Source organism: Nostoc sp. ChiQUE02 (genome assembly GCF_034531305.2).
GTDB lineage: Bacteria > Cyanobacteriota > Cyanobacteriia > Cyanobacteriales > Nostocaceae > Nostoc.
This window is the reverse complement of record NZ_JAVRBN020000004.1, coordinates 115193-135979: the sequence shown is the minus strand read 5'-3', so window position 1 is coordinate 135979 and position 20787 is coordinate 115193. Positions and strand designations below refer to the sequence as shown.

Genomic DNA, 20787 nt, shown 5'->3' with positions numbered 1-20787 from the left:
ATAATGCTGGATGATTGTTTGCAATGAAAAACTCTGTTTTTAGCCAAAAAATCTATTCTTTCTTACTTGCTGCTTATCGATGGTACTTACAGACTCCTGAACGTTCTTTACATGAAGCTTACGATGCAGCATTAAAGATTAAGGAAATAGAAGATAAGCATTTCAATGGTAATAAAATAGACATTGACTCAACCATGTACAGTAATAGCGTAATGGATTATTTTGAGTCAGACCTCAACAAGCTATTAAAAATTGCCAGGATGCGGCTGACGGAGTTTAGAGCAAGCCGTTGGTTTCTAAATGAAGAAAATCAAAAAGCTGCTCAAAAAGCAGGTATAGAGCATCCTAGCCCTTCTTTGGTTTTGGAAAAGCTAAACTTCATCGATCAAGTTACATCGAAATACACAACAATTCCCGATCCAATAACTTCCAAAGCTTTAGTGGTCAAACCTCCAAATCTACCAGTTAACTCTGTGATATCTGACGACAAGTCGCTGGTTGTCAATACTCCAACGTTACCACCCAAAATACCAACTCAAGACTCAGATAAAAAACCAAAAACAAAGCGTAAAGCCGATACAATGGGCGTTTTACCCCGCTCTATTTTAAGTACTATCAGTCGTCTGCAAGTTGAATTAGATCCTAATTCGGAACAAGAGGTAATTCAGAGTTTTCGTCAGGCTCAAAGAAGAACAATAATATCTATCAGGTTTATTTTACTATTAATTATTGTACCACTTTTGACGCATCAGATAGCAAAAGCTTTCGTCGTAGGCCCAATTATAGAGCGGTTTAGAAGCACTGAGCAAATGCAGATATTCCTCAATACAGAAATGGAAGAGGAAGCCCTTGTAGAATTACAAAGATTTGAAGAAAAGCTCAAGTTTGAAAATCTGATTATAAAAGCCCCTCCATTGTCGTCTGAGCAGATGGAAACTGAACTAAAAAAGAGGGCTGTTGAGCTTGCTGAAGAATTTCGGAAAGAAAGCGCTAATGCGATTAAAAATGTTTTTGCAGATGTTTTCTCGGTAGTTGCTTTTATCTGGCTTTTGCTCGTCAGCAAGTCTTCTATTGCTGTGATCAAAGATTTCTTCGATCATATTGTCTATGGACTTAGTGATAGTGCCAAGGCATTTATCATCATTTTGTTTACTGATATATTTGTAGGATTCCACTCTCCTCATGGCTGGGAAGTACTGTTAGAAGGTGTATCGCGCCATTGGGGATTACCGGCAAATCGAGATTTTATCTTCTTATTTATTGCCACCTTTCCGGTAATTTTAGATACCATATTCAAGTATTGGATATTCCGATATTTGAATCGGATATCGCCTTCCGCAGTTGCTACTTACCGGAATATGAATGAATAGGAATTGGGCATTGAGGAAAATTTTTGGTGTTGTAAAATAATGAAATTATTTTTGGCTTTTGATTTTTGAATTGGAGCGAAGTGGGATAATCTCAAAAGTTTTAATTTTGATGAAAAACACACTTACTGGGTTAGGAAAGTTTAACAGAATTATCGCCATCAGCTTACCTGTGGTTTTGTCAATTTTGCTGGTGCGGATGCAATCTTTAGCGCATCCGAAACTCAGTCCGCCAGAATGTCGTGTGAAAAAGTGGAATCTACCAGTGTCATTGACTGGTGAAAATCAGAATGCATTTCCAGAAAAGCAAAAAGCACCATTAATCGAAAGACTACCAGTTACTTGTTGTCAAGATGATACCTCTTGTTTGGATGAAGTTATTTATGGAGAAATACCAGAGAAAAAGGCACTGATGAGTGCGATCGCTCGTAGTCTCCAATACCTGCAAACAGCTAATGCTGCGGCTGCTTATCAAAACTATCAGGTGGCTGGGATTACGCGCGATCGCGTTTTAAAAAGCTTGAAAAGATTCCGCGAACTCCTATTAAAAACTAATTCTGCAACAGAATTACACCAAGCCATCGAGCGGGAATTTATTCTTTACCAGTCAGTCGGTAAAGACACCAAAGGTTCCGTTTTATTCACTGCCTATTATGAACCACTTTACACAGCCAGTCGTGTCCCCACAGCAGAATATCGTTATCCTGTTTATCGATTACCTCCTGATTTGAACTCCTGGCCTCAGCCTCATCCTACCCGCTTGGAATTAGAAGGAGCAGATGGTTTACAAGGCGCAAAAGGTAAATTGCGAGGATTAGAGTTGTTTTGGTTTCGCGATCGCCTCGAACCATATCTAGCTCAAATTCAAGGTTCGGCAAGACTTCAGCTTCCCGATGGGACTCAAACAACAATGGGCTATGCTGGTAATAACGCTTATAACTACAAAAGCATTGGGCGAGAACTAGCGAATGATGGCAAATTACCGCTACAAGGTATGACTATGCCAATTATTCTCGACTATTTCCAAAAGCATCCCCAAGAATTAAATATTTATATTCCGCGCGATCGCAGCTTTGTTTTTTTTCAAGAAAATCACGGTGAGCCAGCTCAAGGTTCTATCAACGTGCCATTAACGGCAGAGCGTTCTATTGCTACAGATAAATCTCTCATGCCTCCTGGTGCTTTAGCGTTGATTCGGGCTTCCATTCCCTTCGTTAATCCTACCGGAAAAATGCAGGAGCACATTATTAGTCGCTATGTTCTTGACCAAGATACCGGAGGTGCAATTAAAGGTGCAGGTAGAGTAGATTATTTTTTAGGTACTGGGAAATTAGCAGGCGATCGCGCTGGTGTTACAGTCAGCAATGGACAATTATTTTATCTATTACTCAAGTCCAAGAATTAAACACCCTTGCATTTTAATACCAAGATTCCCGACTTTTTGAAAAAGTCGGGAATTTGAGGCTTTCGGGGTAAATGAAGCACCTATTCAAATTCGGCGAAACGCTTGCTGCACAGTAATTACGAATTACAAATTACAGTACTAGGCTTCTAAATCCATATCAGCATCGTCATCGTCATGATCGTAAGGAATATCGTCAAGGTCTATCATTTCTGAAATTTCTTCTACTTCATTTAGATACTCAGATTCTTGATGTTCACGCTCGATTAGACGACCAGTTGACTTTAGCCATTCCAAGAGAATAAATTCATTACTTGTACGAATTACAGGCGCTCGCTGGTTACGAGGTTCTTCACGCAAAGGACTTGTAGGCATAAAAAAAACTCACTTTGAATTATAGGTTACTGTGCAAAAACATCAAAACTGTACTTTAAGGTTAAAAGTCTTGTATAACAAGCTTTTTCTCAACAGATAAAATATGAACCATTGAGTTTTTTATCTCAAGTCCGTCTAGATACTTACCATTAAAATGTCTTTGCGTCAGTTTTAATAATAAATATTCAAGCGGATGCCATCTCACAAAGCATTTGGTAGCTTGGCAAGAGTTTCATACATATCAGAGGGCAATGCAGACAATCTGTTCGCTACAGCGACTGCATCAGCTAAGTTACTAAATTGACACCTAACTATATCTTGTCCATTTCCTGAAGGGAATCGCTTCCTAGCTTTATTAGATACAGCACAAATAATCGCTAAAGCTTTAGCGAATCCATCTTTTGTCAATATTGTTTCTTGAGCGAACCCTTCAACAGGGATAAGGCAAACCTCAAAACGATAGCCAGGTCTGGGAGAAACAGCTATGTCAATATATGGTTTATCTTCTTTTCTGATTCGGCGTAAATATTTGGCTGTCGAATTAGTATCATGCAAATCAGTCCCAAGGGCGTAAGTAAAGAAGCAATCTTCTGTGAGGGACTCAGGACGGGTAATTATATCCGTTGGCATAAATTTAAATACTATCCGTATGTTGTCTGGGTCTGTGATACACTTTACTGTCCGTTCTTCATAGCACATTTTTTTGACAGTTAGATGTATTAGCGTCACGCGATGTATTCCAATACAGTCCGGCTAACTAAAATTTCAATTTTTGTATCTCTAAAGGTCTTAGCTCTGTTAACTTTGAGACTGTGACCTATCCCTAAGATATTTTTCAACGCCTGAATAGAGGTTACTTCTTCAGTATCTATTTCAATTTATACAACAGCAAATCCTCTCTTGTTACCACTTTTCTAGTTGGTAGACAGCAAAACTCCCTACCCATGCTTTGAGAAGACCCGTTTTAGACCGTCATCTTCAACCTCATTGGATAGATTAGCAAGATTAACTGACATCAAACACCTTGAGAATCAAAGGATGTAGAGATTTAGATTCGGAGAGGCGTCTATATAGTCAGTCACATGACCGAAAATATTTCTCAACATATCTAATCATAACATAGTTGACGGCTGAACTTTTTTCAACTATTCTGACCCATAGATATACGGTAACTAAAAACAGTTAAATAGTATTAATTACGACTTTATTACAAATCATTATACTTGCTAGCTAGTTCTAATTTTTACTAAATATCTCTGGTTTTTAGCTTATGGGCACTACCTATCTTACGGTTATTGGAAATGCTTTACTGAGCCAGAGAGCAGTTTTCTTCCAGCAAGAACTGCCCTTTGCCTTCATGAATAAATCTAAAGGAGGCAAGGGCAGTTAAGACTAAAAACAGTATTAACGCAATTATGGAGCGGGATTAAAAACAGTATTCACGTAAGTATTGACAAGACCTCGAGATAGATTTTTAATCGTAGCGGGAAGAGGGGCATATCCACGAGCTATAGCTATCTTGTCCGGGTCGATTGTCACATCTGTTCCTGGTGCTGGAACAGGTGGTACTCCTAAAGCCCAGTTGACAAATCCTTTAATACCATTTGCTACTTTAACGTCTGCGTATTTGTCATAAAATAGCACGTAAGTCGCGGTAACAATGGGATAAGCATTTGCAGCTGTTGGATCGGTAACTACCAGTTTAATCCGCCGAGCATTTGTATCTTGGTCAGTCGCACCTACAAAAGCATTTGAAATTGTAGTTGGTGAGATGGTATTGTAAGTACCTGCCTTGTTGCGTAAGACAGCAGCTTGCAGACTATTAGCTAACCGCGTAGCACTATCCACATAACCAATTGCACCAGCAGTAGTTTTAATCTTGGTGGCTACACCTCCGCCTCCTGAAGCAAATTGGAAACTAGCTGGCCAAACAACTGTATCGGCTGGTAGCGGATTGGGTATACCACCAGCAGGTTGAGCAATACTTTTTTTACCAACTCCTCTGTTCCATGTAGCACCAAATGCCGCTTTGAGATGACTGCTTAAAGCAAAAGTGGTACCACTATCATCACTACGACGTACTACAACGATGGGCTTATTTACTGCAATTGTTGCGCCGCCGTTATCTGCTTTAATTTGGGGAGCATTCCAATTAGTGATGGTGCCGTTAAGAATACCAAGGTAAGTAGCTCGTGAAAGCTTAATTCCACCTGCTGGTATAGTTAGACCAGTGGGGTTGTAAGCTAATGCGATTCCGACACTGATCACAGGCACTTGGATGTATGGAAGAGGGCTTTGTGGGGTGCCTGCGGGGGTGGGAACATCATTGGGAGCGCCAGTAACTCTTTCTGTTCCTGATACGGGGTCGTCAGTAGCTGCAAAAGAGACTGGGTTATTAATGGTAGCAGTATTGGGTGGTACTGGTGGTCGGGTTTGAGTGAAAAAAGCTGTTAACCCTGTACCACTGCCAACCGAAGCATATCTGAATGTAACGGCCGAATTGACTGGGCCATAAGTTCCGTTTGGGAATCCGGCTAGGGCTGGAGGTACATTATTATTGAGGGATGGAGGATTTCCAACACCGTAAGCATTAAACCATGAGTCTTTCGGCGCGAGAGGGTAGGAAGTTCCTGTACCTATAAACAAAGTAGTTATAGAGCTTGCACCTGCACCATTTATTGAGGTCACTCCAGATGGGGGAGGAGTGGTGGAGGTCTGAGCTAGAGATTTCTGAGTAGCAGATTGACCTACTACTAAACCAGTTGCAATGACAAGTACAGAAATTGAACTTGCCAAATAGGTCAATTGACGACCGCGATAAAAAGCCATGTCAAGCTCCTTCAAATTAATTTCTGGTTCCACACCCGATTTAATCCAAATCAAGTGCCAAACTTGCGATGACAAATAACCTTCTCTAAGCACAACAAATTTGCAGGAAGAAGGTTATTAATAAATCAAAAGTTTGCACAAAACTTTAAAGATGTAGAGGGTATTTAGCTATTGCTAATTCACCCTATAACATGATTATTTGCTAGTTAAAAACTCTAGACTCTAAAGTAAGCTTGTATAAATAAACATTAAGTGGCTTTAGTGGAAGGGATTAGTTAGTAGGTACTATGAATCACACCTCAATTCCCTTTCTCAGTCTCTTATTCCCTTTTAAAAAGCCATGTTTAGTTTTACCTACTTACTTATTTATGTTGAATGGCAATTTTAACTGAATTATGAAAATCAGTTTCTTTAATGTAAATATGCAGCACTTTGCTACAAACTACCGCTAATGTGCGAAGTAAAGAAAATCCCGATTTCATGAATCTTTTAGGACTGCTATAACTTAATAGCTGTTAAATTTTGCCAACGGAATCAACAGTATAATCTTAAGGTAAAGCTCAAATCATGATTACATTATGGAATGATTAAAAAACTTAAATATATTTTTGGAGTTTATAACTGCTTGAAAAGTGGTTTTTGTAACGCTTTTTTATTCATCTCGCCAGAGTAAAATCTGAAACTTTCACTTATATATGGTTTTGTTTATTAAGCTTTTTTTAAATTTTTAATAAGTATTTAATAGAGTGTATGCAGTTTACAAATTCATCAGCATGTGTATCAACGAAAATACGTTGTTTCAGCATTTTATCAATCATCCTTTTATTAGTTGTGTAGGCGTAGCCCAAGCCAGGCATTGCAAAAAAAATAGCTGAAAAATCTAGCTATAATACCAGAAACCTATACTTTGTATTTAGTATTTTATGTCAAGGGTAAGTCATAGTATCTAGCCCTAGCCCTTTGCAGGTGGGTAGAAATTTTAATCCATAAATTTCTCTTTAAGCTCTTCTTTCTGTGGAACTTTGGTTAAATAAAATACTTCCAAGTCGCAGATGCACAGAGAGAAGTCTGAGCAGAAAAAGCCGCAAATTAAAACTTTTCCTAAGGCAGACGCTAGGGAACTCCAAAAAATAAATTATCCAATTTCAATCTTTCAAAAAAACTTTCCCTCCCCCTGCTCCCTGCTCCCTGCTCCCCTGCCTTCAAAACGATGGGATATTTTTTTAATTGGAAGTCCCCTATGCCTAACAAGCTTTAAGAGTAGGGATACGCTGAAGTGCTGAGAAAAAACAAGAGATTTTACGAGTAACCTCGAAAGGGCTAGTCTTAGTATCTTTTCTTGACAATAAACCAATTTGTAAACATGCAGAATATTTAAGTAAAAGGATAAAGCGTAGTCTATTTCATGCTATTAACGGTAGACTAATTAACGCCTAGATTAATGGTAGTGCTAACATAATCTCCAAAAGTATTCCCAAAGGCCTTTGCAAATGGGATACTGTAGCCACTAGGTTGCAAACTTCCCTAAATTTGTAGCAACTAATGTAGTAATTGGTAATACAACGGGAGAAGGATGACACCTTATAAAACTTTTGCTTGGAGGAATAAAATGTTTTCTATAGAACTTGTAACTATGCTCCAAAGCATTGTCTCGCCTTTCTACCGGATTCCCCAACCTCTAATTGAGGCAAAATCGCTGGGATAGAAGAAGTTTAGGAGGATTATAGCAGTTTTGGTTTAAAGCTCGAAACCTAGTTTCTGGAACCACGCATACTTACCTTTTAAACGAAAATTAATATTTTATTAACTCAACTTAATAATAGTTTGTATATAATGTAGAACTTTACTGCCAACTTCATAATTTCATTAAAAATGAATGTTCAATCGTGTAAAATTGTAACTAACTGTAAAGTTTTAGACAACCAACATTCATAGTACACCATAGGAAAATTAGCAAATGTCTAGGCAAAGTTCTCACGAGAGAAACTTTTTCAAAGCTTTAACTGGTAATGCAGTCAAAGGATCTTATAAGTTAAGACGGGGGCTAGAATCCGGTCTGATTGTTCTGGTTGAATCTGTACCTTTTTTGATTGCTTGTGCTGTACTTGTAAGCGTTATCAGCCTAAAAAGTCCTATCCTGCTCTTTTGTTTACTAGTTGGTAGTTTAATTGCAGTCATCACCCAGCAAATTGGGCAGCAGGTGAATTTACCAAGGCGATCGCTAATATTATTACAAATTTTAGCAGCAGCCATCATTCTGAGTTTATATTGGTTAGACTGTTTTGCAGCCCCCGCACAAGCACAGTTTTTTGGGGAAGCTGAAAAGTTTTTCAAAAAAACCTTACAAGATGGTTCATCAACCAATGCTGGTGGTAGCGACACAGCAGTAAGTTTGATATTTAATGTGTTGCGGGCAATTTACTTACTTTATATTGCCATCTCCCTAGTTGGTGTGATTAACGCAGTGCGTAAAGATGAAGATTGGCAAAGCATCGCCAGAACTCCCCTATTAGTGGTTGTTGCTGTTACCATTGCTGATGTACTCACACGCTTTGTAATTGGCGATAGCAGTAAATAATTCAGATATTTCAAATGTCTCAAGAGCGGGAACAAGAATTTCGTCCAGTCAATCAGGTTCTGGGAAGTCAACCTTCATTAGGGCCAATTCCTGCCGATCAAATTCTTCCTTGGACGGTAATCGCCTTAGCCTCCTACTTTATTATCAATGGAATTTTTGGGGGTCTTTTCCAAGAAGAATTTCAAAAATGGTTGTGGACAGTACTAATGACTGGTTGGGGAATAGGAACTTGGTGGATTTTAACTGGTGGTAGGAGTTGGAGTTTTTTAAGTAAATTTATTGGCGTTCCCGCTTGGACAAGAGGCTTTGCTCGTTATCAAAGCTTACTGGAAGTTAACCATGAAGCAAAAAATCGGAAAACAAAGCGTCGGCGTCGCCGGAAGTGAAAGTAGATTAACACCATTTGAAGATGCCTTGCACTTGGCGACAATGCTGCGTGTCGCAATGAATGGACGCGATATTGGCGCTTACCTGTTGGCAAAAGGCACTCAAAAAGATCGGTTCTGCTTTGTTTTTGGTTTTGATTGTAAGGGAATTCATACCACCTTAAGACCTGAACAAATCGATACACTTTTTAATAATATTGAAGCTGGCTTAAAAGACATCCCTAGCGGCGAAAGGATGACACTGCACTTGGGTTCTTTTAGTTCAGACAAAGAGCGTCAAAAAGAATTAGCAACACTAATCAGAAATGCGCCATCACGCGACATCAAATATTTGTTGATGGCGGAGAGAGCCAGAGTTAAAGAACTGACTGTTTCTGGGATTCGTAAGCCCAAATTTTTGCGGATTTATGTTACTTACACAATTGAATCCAACTCGCAAAATGCAGATGATTGGATAGAAAAGCTTTTAGTTAAAGCTGAATCCTGGTGGTTGAAATTTAAAGGCGATCTCTCAGAAGTAGAAAACCAACGAATTGAAACTCTAATCACAAATGCTTACAATCAAGGTTTTCTCCGCTGGGAACAAATCTTATCCAACAAAATGGGTTTGGATGTCAAGCCTTTGACTGCTGATGAACTATGGGGAGACATCTGGAAAAGGTTTAATGATACGCAGCCAATAGATATTCCCCAGTTAATGACTTTAGATGAACAAGGACTGCATGAGCAAGTTAATTCAGATTTAGCTAGTACTAAATTGCTGATAGAGAATATCCACGGCACAACTTTGTTGATGGAGTCTAGCGTACCTTGTGCCGATCGCCGCTGGGTTAATGTTAACAATCGTTATATTGGCGCACTGTCGTTTCTGGAAAAACCCGGAGGTTGGCCAAATAAATCTGCTCAACTACGCTATTTATGGGAACTGTTGGCCAGAGAAACAGTAGTAGATACAGAGATTTTTTGTGAGTTGACTGCCGCAAATCCAGCATTAGTGAAAACAACTCTGCAACGAGTCTTAAAGCAGTCAAACATGACAACAATTTTGGCTCAAGAAAAAAGTAAGACTATTGATGTCAACGCTCAATTGAAGTTGAAGAAATCGGTAGCAGCGCAAGAACAATTATTTGAAGGCGCAGTCCCGATTTATACGAGTATTGCTATTTTGGTACATCGTCCAACTGTAGAGAAATTAGATGAGGCAACAAGATATATTGAAAACTGTTTTCAACGTCCAGCCAGGGTAATTAGGGAAACTGAATACGCCTGGAAAATTTGGCTGCAAACTCTACCGATAGTTTGGGAGGGTTTATTAGCAACACCCTTCAATCGTCGCCAGCTATATTTGACAAGTGAAGTTCCCGGATTAATGCCTCTAGTTTTAACTAAACGAGGTGATAGGCAAGGCTTTGAGTTGATTGCTGAAGAAGGTGGAACACCCATACATTTAGATTTATTTAATCAACACAAAAACTTAGCTTTGTTTGCTACAACTCGTGCTGGAAAATCGGTATTGGTATCAGGAATTTTAACTCAGGCTTTGGCGCATGGGATTCCAGTTGTGGCGTTAGATTTCCCTAAACCTGATGGGACATCTACTTTTACTGACTACACAGAGTTTATGGAGGGAAATGGAGCCTATTTTGATATTTCCAAACAATCGAATAACTTATTTGAACAGCCAGATTTACGATCGCTAGATCCAGAACAACAGCGCGATCGCTTCACAGATTATACCGCCTTCCTAGAATCAGCGTTAATGACAATGGTTTTAGGATCGTCCACTGAAAGTCAAATTTTATCGCAAACCGTGCGATCGCTGCTCAACCTCGCTTTAGAAGCCTTTTTTGCTGATGAAGGTATAAAAGAGCGATATCAACAGGCGATGGCGGGAGGATTTGGCACTCTTGCTTGGCAGAAAACCCCTACCTTAAAAGATTTTCTCTATTTCTGTTCACCAGAACACTTGCAACTAAGTTCTTTAACTGGCAGAGTAGAAGACGCCCTTAGTCAAATTCAATTGCGCTTACGCTTTTGGCTTTCTAGCCGCGTGGGACAAGCCATTTCTGCACCATCCAGCTTTCCTACCGATGCCCAACTTTTAGTTTTTGCTCTCAGAAACCTATCAGATAGTGAAGATGCAGCCGTACTATCCTTGAGTGCCTATTCAGCCGCACTCCGACGCGCATTAAGTAGTCCAGCTTCCATATTCTTTATCGATGAAGCACCAATTTTATTTGAATTCGAGCAAATTTCTGACTTAGTTGGCAGAATTTGTGCTAACGGCGCTAAAGCCGGGATTAGAGTCATCTTATCAGGACAAGATCCTGACACCATAGCTAAATCTAAAGCAGCATCTAAAATTTTGCAAAACCTGACAACACGATTGATTGGACGCATTCAACCAGTTGCAGTGGACAGTTTTGCAGACATCTTAAAATATCCCCGCCAAGTTATTTCTCGTAATGCTTCAGAAAGCTTTTTTCCCCGTAAAGAAGGCGTTTATAGCCAATGGCTGCTAGATGATAACGGTATTTATACATTCTGTCGTTACTATCCAGGTTACGAACAATTGGCAGCAGTTGCTAATAATCCCCATGAACAAACTGCACGTAGCCAAATGATGCAACTTCACAGCGATAAATATGAAGCAATTTCTGCATTTGCACGTCAGTTAGTAGCTACTTTACGTAGTAGTTAATTGAGTTATGTAAGCAGTTAACAGTGAGTCATAAAGTATAAATCATAGTTAGAAAGCTAAATTTCTAACTCACTAAAATAATATCGTCTACCTTTTTCAGGCACAGATGTATGCGAAAAATTACCATTTTTACTCTTGCGTCGCTATCCCTGGCAATCCTACCAGCAATGGCACAAATTCAGACAGGAGGATTAGGCCAGGTTTGGACTGATTTTCAATCATATTCCACAGATTTGCAAAACTACCTTCAATATAATAATCTGAGCGAAACTTTAAAGCCTGTAGAAGTACAAAGTCAAAATGCTCTGAGTAATTCAAAAGGAGAATTGAACATACCTAACCCTGTCGCTGCGGGACAAAAGGTTCGTGATAATTTGATTCTATACTCTTCTAATTCAGACTCTAGATCAGGTCGCTTTGAGAATAATTCAGCAGTGCGGGGAAATTTAGTTAGTAATGAACTAAACCGTATAATTACCCGTGGAGTAGCGGTAGGTATTCTCGGTCAAAATGGGCAAATTCGGACAAAAACGAAGTTAGAAAATACAGAGAAAAGTCTACAAGATATCGCAGGTTCAAATAATGCTGATAGCCAGATTGATAGCTTTAAGAATAAATTAGAAAGTACTGGAATTGACAAAACCGTTAAACAGGTTATCAGTATTGCGGACAATTTATTAGGTCAGGGGTTATTAGCATTATTAACTACTAACCAAGATACCATTAAAATTCAACAGGAACAATCAAAAATTATTGGCGAAACATTTGCTCAGACAATACAAACGAATCAGTCTTTACAATATTCTAACTTAAATTTAGCAAACATTTCTCAACAGACAGAAGAGGCGAATCGCGCTCGGAGAGTAGAAACATCTACAGAAGCAGCGCGACTTTTGCGAGCGACTTCTCAACTAGATTTGTTTGGCAGAAAAAGTAATAAGTAGGATTTTAGAATAAAAAACTCTAATTTCACATACATTTTTTTTAATGCTTAAACTTCTTACTAACCAACAGGAAATCTAAAAAACAGCCCATAAATTTAAAATGCAACTTGCTATTCAACTAATTTTTGCCCAAGTAGGCATTGATCAGATTCTCGATAATGGTGCCGCGACTTCCCAAAGTATTGCCGAAGGTTGGGACAAACAATGGCTGGATTTATTACAAAATAACACCAGTAATAACTTGTATGGAGCACTAACAAATCTGGGCATTTTTTTTGCTGTAGGAACCCTGTTATTTTTTATGATACAATTCCTCAAAGACTTAATATCCTATGAATATACTCGTCCAATATCAGCCTTAATTTGGCCTTTTATTGTGGTAGTACTCTTAAGTAATTCAGGCAATGGAAGTATCCTTTCTAATCTGACACTGGGAGTGCGGAATTTTTTAAACACTGTAAATCAGCAAGTAGTAGTATCAGCAGATGCAGACAAAATGTACCAGCAAGCACTAAATATGAGTGTTGCTGAAGAAGTAGCTGGTTCTCTGCTGCGTCCTTGCCAATCACTAACTGGTGAACAACAAAGCCAATGCTTTGTCAAAGCTGCGGAGAAAGTCAACATTCTCTGGCAGAAATATAGAGATATATACGGAAATAAAAGGTGGATAGCTAGACTACAAACTAAGGTAGATAACATTAGATATGGGACTGGGATTGTATCAGAAACCTCATTTAATTCTTTGTTAGGTTCTACAGTCCAAACGAGTATCAAAAACTTTTTCGTTTCCTTACAATATGCCTTCCAGAATTTGATAGAAGCTACTATGTTGCTAATAGCAGCTTTAGGACCACTCGCTGTAGGTGGCTCTTTACTACCTGTCGCTGGCAAACCAATTTTTGCATGGCTGACCGGATTTTTATCTATTGGAATCGCCAAGATTTCATTTAATATTATTGCTGTACTGACTGCCGCAGTTATTGTCAATGGGCCAGGTCAAAATGCTAATGTTGATCCAGATTTGATGTGGTTCATAATTTTTCTAGGCATTTTAGCACCAATTTTATCTTTACTTGTGGCTGCTGCTGGCGGTTTTGCAGTGTTCAGCGCTATTAGCAATACGGCTTCTTTAGTAAAGGAGAGGATATAGAAAATTAAAAATTAAAAATTAAAAATTAAGAATGAATAACATTGTTGTAAGTATCGTAAGTAGTAATTATATGCAAAACATGATACATAATAGCTAATTTTTTTGTAGGAGGATATGAGTAAATGGTGCGTTTACTAGAAAAAAGACAAAAAACAGGAAGTGCTTTGACATTTTTTGCGATCGCTACCTTCAGTTTACATATATTAGTTTTGCTTTTGTTCTTATTACAAGGGCTAAATATTCGCCAACTCAGTCTGAGAAAACCTCCTAACTTTGTACAATTAATAGATGGTAAACCAGTAGCTAATATTGACGATTTAGCAAGAGAACCAGAAGCAATTCGCCGATTCACCAGCAAAACGATGATATCAATGTTTAGCTGGTCTGGAACCTTACCACCACAAACTATTGAAGAAGTCGCAAACCCCAAAGCAGATTTAGGAATTCTGATCAACACATCTCAAGGTGGTAGTCAAAAGATTAGTACCAGCAGTTGGGTAGCTAGTTTTGCTTTATCAGAAGACTTTCGCAAAGGTTTCTTAAGCACAGTTGCAGAAATGACACCGCCAGAAGTTTTCTCTGAAAATCCCAGCCAAGCGATGACATCACAATTAGTTATTAAGCGAGTTTATCCACCAAAAGAAATTGCACCCGGTAAGTGGCGAGTGGGTATGGTAGCCGACTTAATTCAAAGAAACCGAGTTGGTGGTGCAAAACTCATAACTCCTTTTAACAAAGACTTACTTGTCAGGGCAGCAGATTATTTTGGTAATCCTCAAGCCCACAATGGTACAGACTTACAAAAAGCAATTTATAGTGTCCGCGCTGATAAACTAGAAATTTATGAAATTCGTAACTTATGTTTGCTAGATGACTACAACAACCTTAACGAAGCTAAATCAAAACAATGCGGAACTGGACAAACATCTGATAGCTTTATCAGATAAACGATTTCTATTTCATTTGAAGATAGTTAAATTTATATAATCAATTGTTAATGCAATTACTCAAACCAGAAAATAAAAAAAATAGCCCATTACCACTGTTGGCAGTAGGAACATTTGGTTTACATCTATTTACCTTGCTGTTACTAGTATTTCACGGGTCTATGTTACAACAGTTAGGTCGGCAACTCACACCTCAAAGTTTAGTACAACTTGTTGATGGACGTACTATAACCGTAGACCCCCAACCAAATTTAGAACGACAGCCAGAGGCTATTCGGCGCTTTGTGGGTGAAACTATGAGCTTAATGCTTACCTGGTCACAGCAACAGCCGCCAACACAAGTCTGGGAAATTACCTCTCAACTTGTAGCTGATGATTTTAAACAAAAACTTAAATCAGAGCTTACTAATTTAGATCCAGATAGCCAATTTGAAAATGTTAACAGAGGAGCGGAGAATGTATTAGTAATCCAAAAAATTTCTCAACCTACAGAAATAGGCAATGGAAAGTGGAAAGTGGAGATGCTTGCCAATCAATTAATTTTTAGCAGTTATGATAAGTTGGGAAAATCAGTTTCCTTTAATAAACAAATTTTAGTTAGAGCCATCGATGAACCAGCAACTTCACTACCAAATGCACCACTACCATCGCACTTCGCAACTTACCGCCTTGGTGAAGCCAGACTAGAAATTTATAATGTCTGTGAAATCCAAGATAAAAATTGTTCTGGAAATCCCAACCAAGCTTTACCATGACTCGATACTCAATTCCTGCCCAAATACCTCCCCAAAATGGATTTTCTCTAACCACCGACGATCGCCAACCAGAAGTAGAATCTTTAGATTGGGAATCACGGATGTCAAGGTTGGTCGGCTTTGAAGAAGAATCTTCTTCTAGCGATACCCAAGGATCGGAAGACTCTGCAACACAGCAAGAGTCGCTTTCTCAACCACAAGATGTTCAGACTAAGCAAGCACTCTCATCTAATCCCTTTGCAAAGTTAGGCTTGGTAGGGGCTGCTACTTTTGCGATCATTTTGGTGGGTGGTGTGTTTTTGTCCCAGTTGATGGGTACCGGCAGTCAAAAGCCAAAAAATATTGTTTCTCCACCAGTGCAAGAGCAGCCCACTAATGAATCCATATCTCAACAGATGGAAGGCCAAATAGATACTCTCAAAACGAAATTAGCTCTGACTGAACAGGCACAGATGGTGAAAGCTGCTCAACAACAGCTTAGAATTGCCAAAACAATGCCTAAAGTAGCCTTACAAGAACCATCAGTTTCTTCCAGAGGTAGACAGACAGTGATCCCAACATCCCCACCAACAGCTTACGTGCCTCGGCCAGCGCCAGTTGAACGCATCGTTAGAGTACCTACTTATCAACCTTCGCTATCACCCCAGCCACCAGTTGTGAAGCCAAACACTCAACCGGTAGTTAATACAACTCCACCAGCCCCACCAAGCCCACTTGAAGAGTGGGCAAGATTAGCCAAGTTAGGTAGTTACGGTCAAGTAAATGCCACCGATCAACCTAATAACATTGCAGCTGCTCCCGAACCTGCAAACAATCCGCAGCCGCAGGAACAGACGCCAAGCCCGAATCCTGAGCAAACCCCAGCTTCACAACAGGAAACTCCTGCTCCTGCGGTGAGTCAAGCGCAAGCGCAGGGAGAGAAATCTGTAGCAGTCGGGAGTAGTGCTAAAGCTGTGTTAGCAACAGCGATATTTGGGGAAACTACTACTAAGTCAAGTGGTGGTGATGAAGCAGGTGAAGGGAAAAACGTATTTGTGATCCGATTGAAAGAACCACTAAAATCTACAGATGGTGCGATCGCTCTCCCTGCAAACACCGAATTCCTAGCTGAAATTGGTTCGCTTTCCGAACAAGGTCTTTTGCAGATGAACATAGTTAAAGTTATCTCGCAAAATGATGGCAACCCCATAGAACGAAGCTTACCCAACAATGCAATTATTCTTCGTGGTACCCAAGGTAAACCTTTAATTGCAAATAAATTTCCCGGTCAAAGTTCGTCCATAGCATCGATGGATGTAGGACTATTTGTTTTGGGAGGTATCGGTAAAGCAGCAGAGTTAATAAATCGTAGTGATACTGAACTCCAACCACTTACTTCACAAACTACCGTTGACGGCAACACCAGTAGCAGCACAACTCTGACTACTGTCACTAAGAACAGACGCGACCTTGCAGCCGGGATTGTGGAAGGTGGTTTGAACTCTGTAGTACCCCAAATTGCCCAACGTAATCAACAGGCGATCGCCCAAATGTCACAACAAACTGGTGTTTGGTTTTTACCAGCAGGCACAAATATTGAAATATACGTTAATCAACCAACCCAGTTTTAAGGGGTAGGATTTATACCAATTTTAGATATTTGCAACCATGAAAAAGAATATTAACTTGTCAGGAAATAATCCAGAACGTTCTTATTTCCTACCTATAGCTTCCTTAATTTTCTCGGTTGCTATGTTCTTGTTGGTAGGTCGCGCTGTGGCGAATAACGCCGTTCTGCGTTCCATACTTTCCTGCCAAGCGCAAGGCTTAGGGGGACTAATACCTACTATCGATGTTTCCTATCAGCAAGGAACAAATTTAAGCTTTATTCCGGCTGGAGAAGTAATTAAAAAAGTTTGGTTAAACGATCCATCACAGGTAACTATGGATTTTGATGGGCCAGTATGTATGCAGTTTGGCCCAAAACCTAATACTAATGCAGGAGATTGTAAAAACTCCGCAGCGAATGTAATTCAACTCAGACGAATTAAAAAACTGAACATTCCTGGACTTCCTCCCACTAACAATACACTTTTAACAGTTATTACCGAAAGTCAAGGTAAAAACAAGTTGTATACTTTTCGAGTCATATATGGAACAGATAACCCCGGTTATCATACCTTAGCAATTTTTCCCGATTCTTCTGGTCAAGAAGCTTCTTGTGCAAGAGTTTCACAATAAACTTCTGGCAAAAGTACTCAATGCAATCACTAAAGTTTCCTCTCCACAAAAAGCGCTGATACCTACGTATGTCTGCATTGCGGCTTGTCAAGGGAGTAGGGAGTGGGGATGAAGCAAGGGGGCAAGGGAGTAGGGAGCAGAGTGCAGGGTGCAAGGGGAAAGTGAAAGGCTTGATGCAGGTTCTTTTTCCCCTTTTCTCCCAGCAATAACTGCCCCTCTGCCTCTTCCTAATCCCCAACCTTATCCAATCAATTAAAAAACGCCAGAACTTAGGTGTATTGCCTTACTCAGACGTTTCCAGCCTACATCTTTATAAATCTTCAGATAATCAACTAACCATAAATTTCAAATTCGTGTAAATATAAAGAAAAGCTTAAGAGGTTACAGACTCATGGTCACTGCCAAAATGATGCAACAGCTTTGGGCTGTAATCGAGTCTACCCAGGTCAATACCCTGCTCCAGTTTGACGATGCTGCTTTAGTACAATTGCTCCTCCAGCAGTTAAAAGCAAAGCAGGGGCTTGATGCCCAGGCAGATAGCACCCTCAATACTTATATAAAATCTAAACTGCCCCTAATTCGCGACACGGCTGAAGGTCGATTATCTTTAGGGCAAGGTGGCAATCATTAGTACGAGAAATCAAATGATTGCTCACTGCCAAGCATACGCTCAGAGTTCAAACAGTGCAATATTATGAATCACTGGCTAGTAATTGCCCTAGTAGCTTATCTAATTGGAGCAGCGATTGAAGGGGTGAGTACAGCCAGTCAGCTATCTCATTCGGTACCAGAACTAGCTAAAAGCACACAAGCTCATCCTTCAGAGTCTGCCACTGGGTCTAATTCGACTTGGCGAGTTGTGGCCGCCATCGCCTCAGTAAGTATCTGTGGAGCTTTTTTGTGGCCTTGCCGCCTTTTCCACCGTTTAATTAAAGGCAAAGTTAGTTCGTAAGCTTAACCCCGGCTGAAGCACAGGGGCAAAAAATATATTTATTTGCGGTTGGTCAATCATGCTGTTTGTTCTGGTTCCGTCGCTACATTTTGCCCAATTTTTGGCTCAGTACCAGCAAGCAGTCGTTCAATATTAGTGCGATGGCGCAAAATCACATACAATCCACCGGCAATCCCAAACAGAATATAGGGTAAAGGTTGATGCAAAAGTACCATAAAAATAGAAACTGCGATCGCACCTGCAATTGAACTCAAAGAGACAATCCGCGATATTGCCACAACAACGGCAAACACACCCGCTGTTGCCAAACCTATCTGCCAACTCATTGCTAATAAAATCCCTAAGCTGATAGCAACAGATTTACCACCAGTAAAGCCTAAAAAAATTGATTTACTATGTCCCAGGATGGCAGCTAACCCAGATATTGTTACCAGCCACGGTTGCCACAGTTGTGCATCTACTGTTGGGGGAATATAATTTTGAATCGGATCAAAATTGAACAACCCATAAACTAAAGCGATCGCTAATACTCCCTTTAAAGAATCAAGTACTAAAACGAATGCTCCCGGCCCTTTGCCCAAGGTTCTTAGTACATTAGTTGCACCAGTGGAACCTGAACCAACTTCCCGAATATCAATACCTTTTAACTGCTTCACAGCAATGTACCCAGTGGGAAAAGAACCCAATAGGTAAGCTATGACGATAATTGCCCCGCACAGAGTTAACCAAATAGCCATAATAAAATTCAAAATGACGCTCGAAGACTCGCTAACGCTACGCTAACAAAATTTAAAAAAGTCAAGAGGTATTACTCTTGACCAATGACTAAATGACTAATGACTCATTTAAAAGTCATCATCATAGTTTCTCACGGTTTTGGGGTCAGGAGCAAAAGCTAACCACAGAGGAAATTGCAGCAGTGACAGACTGATTTGCTCCTCTGAATCATCAATGATAATTAAGGGTAGTTGATTCGCTTTCGTCAATCGGTCTGCTTTCTGAGCCAAAGCATCAGACGCCTCAAATAATACCACGCCCCGGTCTGGCCCGAAATCTGGGCGACCGATTCCCAGACAGTCCTGCAAGCCGCGCCGCCATTCACCTAATCGCTCTGGTGTATTAGCTAAGACTAAAGTACGGACGCGATCGCCATACAACTTGTGTAATATCGAAATTGCGGCTGAGGCAATCAAAATATTCTGTAAGCGGCTACCCATTGTCCGCAAACCACCCCGTCCCCCTTGGGTAAAAAACCAGTTGGAAACTCGTTCAGCGTGGACTGGTTCAAAAGTGCGACGCAGTTGCCACGCCGGACCGTAATAATCTGGTTTATTGCGGTATTGGTCAATTAAGCGGCGAATTTGTTTTGTAGTATCTTGAAACTGCTGTTGGGCAAATTGAGGTATTCCAGGTTGGGGTTCAGCTGGTTTAGCCTCTTTTACAGATGGTTTTTCTCGTTCCACCACACTTGGTGTCAGTTGCAACTGTTCAGCAGCAGAGGCCAAATCCTGTAAGCTACCCGTGAGATAGTCTTTAAAACCCTGCACCCGAATTGCCAAATCTTGGGATGTACCAGCAAAAGTGGTTCGCATCTCGTTGCGGATACGTTCTTGACGGCGTTCTAGTTGTTCTACAGAAATTTGTAGGGTTTGTTTGCGTTGTTCTAATTGCACCAGCGACTCTTGCACGAGTCGTCCCAGTGAGGTTTGAGTTTCACTCACTTGTGCCTGAAGATTTTTGTAAGAAGCTTGCAGTTTGGCTATTTCTTCCTTGAGGGCTACTTCAGCGCTCTGCAACTCTGCCACTCGCTGCTCTGCTTCTGCATATAATGACTTATTTCCTGATTCTATTTCTGACCCCAGTGCGACATTTTCCGCTTCTAACTGCGCTACAAACTCGCCATTTGAATTTTCTGTAAGTTCTACTGTAGAATCTACCACTTCTGCATTAGAAATAAGTGGCTCAGAAGTTGCGTAGTCCTCTGATAAGCTAATAGCTCCTGTTTCTACCACTGACTCAACAGATGGATTTACTGGATGTTCAACTGCATTGTTTTCTTCTTGTTTTTCTGCCAATCGATCATCAATTGGTTCTGGGGTTTGAGATGCCTCTGGGTTCATAAACAATAGTGTAATTCCTATGACGCGAATAAATAGCTTTCAGAAATATTACAATTGACCT

General features: G+C 40.1%; 18 protein-coding genes. 13 read left to right on the top strand and 5 right to left on the bottom strand.

What is annotated here, in order from left to right:
• Positions 1-14: 14 nt before the first annotated feature.
• The gene (locus RM347_RS05770; protein ID WP_322717410.1) at positions 15-1370 is read left to right on the top strand and encodes a proton extrusion protein PcxA; all 1356 of its coding nucleotides are present in this window, start codon (positions 15-17) and stop codon (positions 1368-1370) included.
• A 109-nt stretch (positions 1371-1479) separates the two neighbouring features.
• Positions 1480-2772 (top strand): murein transglycosylase A, encoded by a 1293-nt coding sequence (gene mltA, locus RM347_RS05765; protein WP_322717409.1) that lies wholly within the window; start codon positions 1480-1482, stop codon positions 2770-2772.
• Between the two features lie 138 nt (positions 2773-2910).
• Here mltA and RM347_RS05760 read toward each other — a convergent pair whose 3' ends face one another.
• From RM347_RS05760 to RM347_RS05750, 3 genes are all read right to left on the bottom strand, one after another.
• Positions 2911-3144, bottom strand: coding sequence for a DUF3134 domain-containing protein (locus RM347_RS05760; protein ID WP_322717408.1), 234 nt, complete (start codon positions 3142-3144; stop codon positions 2911-2913).
• Positions 3145-3345: 201 nt separating this feature from the next.
• Complete coding sequence (locus RM347_RS05755; protein ID WP_229550465.1) at positions 3346-3774, bottom strand: hypothetical protein; 429 nt, start codon at positions 3772-3774, stop codon at positions 3346-3348.
• 783 nt (positions 3775-4557) lie between these two features.
• On the bottom strand, positions 4558-6048 hold the full coding sequence (locus RM347_RS05750) for a substrate-binding domain-containing protein (protein WP_322717407.1): 1491 nt from the start codon (positions 6046-6048) through the stop codon (positions 4558-4560).
• 1882 nt (positions 6049-7930) lie between these two features.
• Here RM347_RS05750 and RM347_RS05745 point away from each other — a divergent pair.
• The 11 genes from RM347_RS05745 to RM347_RS05695 all read left to right on the top strand — a co-directional run bounded on the left by RM347_RS05745 (position 7931) and on the right by RM347_RS05695 (position 18606).
• A complete protein-coding gene (locus RM347_RS05745) occupies positions 7931-8551 on the top strand; it encodes a hypothetical protein (protein ID WP_322717406.1) in 621 nt (206 codons plus the stop codon).
• Positions 8552-8565: 14 nt separating this feature from the next.
• Positions 8566-8937, top strand: coding sequence for a hypothetical protein (locus RM347_RS05740; protein ID WP_292718840.1), 372 nt, complete (start codon positions 8566-8568; stop codon positions 8935-8937).
• The gene (locus RM347_RS05735; RefSeq protein ID WP_322717405.1) at positions 8891-11638 is read left to right on the top strand and encodes a hypothetical protein; all 2748 of its coding nucleotides are present in this window, start codon (positions 8891-8893) and stop codon (positions 11636-11638) included. The genes RM347_RS05740 and RM347_RS05735 overlap by 47 nt, the downstream gene beginning before the upstream one ends.
• Positions 11639-11748: 110 nt before the next feature.
• Positions 11749-12582 carry a hypothetical protein gene (locus RM347_RS05730; protein WP_322717404.1) on the top strand — a complete coding sequence of 278 codons (834 nt, stop codon included), beginning with the start codon at positions 11749-11751 and terminating at the stop codon, positions 12580-12582.
• Between the two features lie 100 nt (positions 12583-12682).
• Complete coding sequence (locus tag RM347_RS05725; protein ID WP_322717403.1) at positions 12683-13732, top strand: hypothetical protein; 1050 nt, start codon at positions 12683-12685, stop codon at positions 13730-13732.
• A 122-nt stretch (positions 13733-13854) separates the two neighbouring features.
• A complete protein-coding gene (locus RM347_RS05720) occupies positions 13855-14679 on the top strand; it encodes a hypothetical protein (RefSeq protein ID WP_322717402.1) in 825 nt (274 codons plus the stop codon).
• A 50-nt stretch (positions 14680-14729) separates the two neighbouring features.
• Complete coding sequence (locus RM347_RS05715) at positions 14730-15434, top strand: hypothetical protein (RefSeq protein ID WP_322717401.1); 705 nt, start codon at positions 14730-14732, stop codon at positions 15432-15434.
• Complete coding sequence (locus RM347_RS05710; RefSeq protein WP_322717400.1) at positions 15431-17044, top strand: TrbI/VirB10 family protein; 1614 nt, start codon at positions 15431-15433, stop codon at positions 17042-17044. Before RM347_RS05715 ends, RM347_RS05710 begins: the two co-directional genes overlap by 4 nt.
• 37 nt (positions 17045-17081) lie before the next feature.
• Positions 17082-17654, top strand: a complete 573-nt coding sequence (locus RM347_RS05705) for a hypothetical protein (RefSeq protein WP_322717399.1) — start codon at positions 17082-17084, stop codon at positions 17652-17654.
• Between the two features lie 391 nt (positions 17655-18045).
• Entirely contained in the window at positions 18046-18285 is a 240-nt protein-coding gene (locus RM347_RS05700; RefSeq protein WP_322717398.1) for a hypothetical protein, read from the top strand.
• Between the two features lie 63 nt (positions 18286-18348).
• Entirely contained in the window at positions 18349-18606 is a 258-nt protein-coding gene (locus RM347_RS05695; RefSeq protein ID WP_322717397.1) for a hypothetical protein, read from the top strand.
• A gap of 56 nt (positions 18607-18662) precedes the next feature.
• Here RM347_RS05695 and plsY read toward each other — a convergent pair whose 3' ends face one another.
• Together plsY and RM347_RS05685 are read right to left on the bottom strand one after the other, a co-directional pair.
• Positions 18663-19343 carry a glycerol-3-phosphate 1-O-acyltransferase PlsY gene (gene plsY, locus RM347_RS05690; protein WP_322717396.1) on the bottom strand — a complete coding sequence of 227 codons (681 nt, stop codon included), beginning with the start codon at positions 19341-19343 and terminating at the stop codon, positions 18663-18665.
• A gap of 108 nt (positions 19344-19451) precedes the next feature.
• Entirely contained in the window at positions 19452-20726 is a 1275-nt protein-coding gene (locus tag RM347_RS05685; protein ID WP_322717395.1) for a DUF3086 domain-containing protein, read from the bottom strand.
• Positions 20727-20787 lie beyond the last annotated feature (61 nt).

Excerpts from the sequence above, each read along its gene's own strand:
- mltA (WP_322717409.1), top strand. The coding sequence starts at position 1,480 with ATGAAAAACACACTTACTGGGTTAGGAAAGTTTAACAGAATTATCGCC.
- RM347_RS05760 (WP_322717408.1), bottom strand. The coding sequence starts at position 3,144 with ATGCCTACAAGTCCTTTGCGTGAAGAACCTCGTAACCAGCGAGCGCCT.
- RM347_RS05755 (WP_229550465.1), bottom strand. The coding sequence starts at position 3,774 with ATGCCAACGGATATAATTACCCGTCCTGAGTCCCTCACAGAAGATTGC.
- RM347_RS05745 (WP_322717406.1), top strand. The coding sequence starts at position 7,931 with ATGTCTAGGCAAAGTTCTCACGAGAGAAACTTTTTCAAAGCTTTAACT.
- RM347_RS05740 (WP_292718840.1), top strand. The coding sequence starts at position 8,566 with ATGTCTCAAGAGCGGGAACAAGAATTTCGTCCAGTCAATCAGGTTCTG.
- RM347_RS05735 (WP_322717405.1), top strand. The coding sequence starts at position 8,891 with ATGAAGCAAAAAATCGGAAAACAAAGCGTCGGCGTCGCCGGAAGTGAA.
- RM347_RS05730 (WP_322717404.1), top strand. The coding sequence starts at position 11,749 with ATGCGAAAAATTACCATTTTTACTCTTGCGTCGCTATCCCTGGCAATC.
- RM347_RS05725 (WP_322717403.1), top strand. The coding sequence starts at position 12,683 with ATGCAACTTGCTATTCAACTAATTTTTGCCCAAGTAGGCATTGATCAG.
- RM347_RS05720 (WP_322717402.1), top strand. The coding sequence starts at position 13,855 with ATGGTGCGTTTACTAGAAAAAAGACAAAAAACAGGAAGTGCTTTGACA.
- RM347_RS05715 (WP_322717401.1), top strand. The coding sequence starts at position 14,730 with ATGCAATTACTCAAACCAGAAAATAAAAAAAATAGCCCATTACCACTG.
- RM347_RS05710 (WP_322717400.1), top strand. The coding sequence starts at position 15,431 with ATGACTCGATACTCAATTCCTGCCCAAATACCTCCCCAAAATGGATTT.
- RM347_RS05705 (WP_322717399.1), top strand. The coding sequence starts at position 17,082 with ATGAAAAAGAATATTAACTTGTCAGGAAATAATCCAGAACGTTCTTAT.
- RM347_RS05700 (WP_322717398.1), top strand. The coding sequence starts at position 18,046 with ATGGTCACTGCCAAAATGATGCAACAGCTTTGGGCTGTAATCGAGTCT.
- RM347_RS05695 (WP_322717397.1), top strand. The coding sequence starts at position 18,349 with ATGAATCACTGGCTAGTAATTGCCCTAGTAGCTTATCTAATTGGAGCA.
- plsY (WP_322717396.1), bottom strand. The coding sequence starts at position 19,343 with ATGGCTATTTGGTTAACTCTGTGCGGGGCAATTATCGTCATAGCTTAC.
- RM347_RS05685 (WP_322717395.1), bottom strand. The coding sequence starts at position 20,726 with ATGAACCCAGAGGCATCTCAAACCCCAGAACCAATTGATGATCGATTG.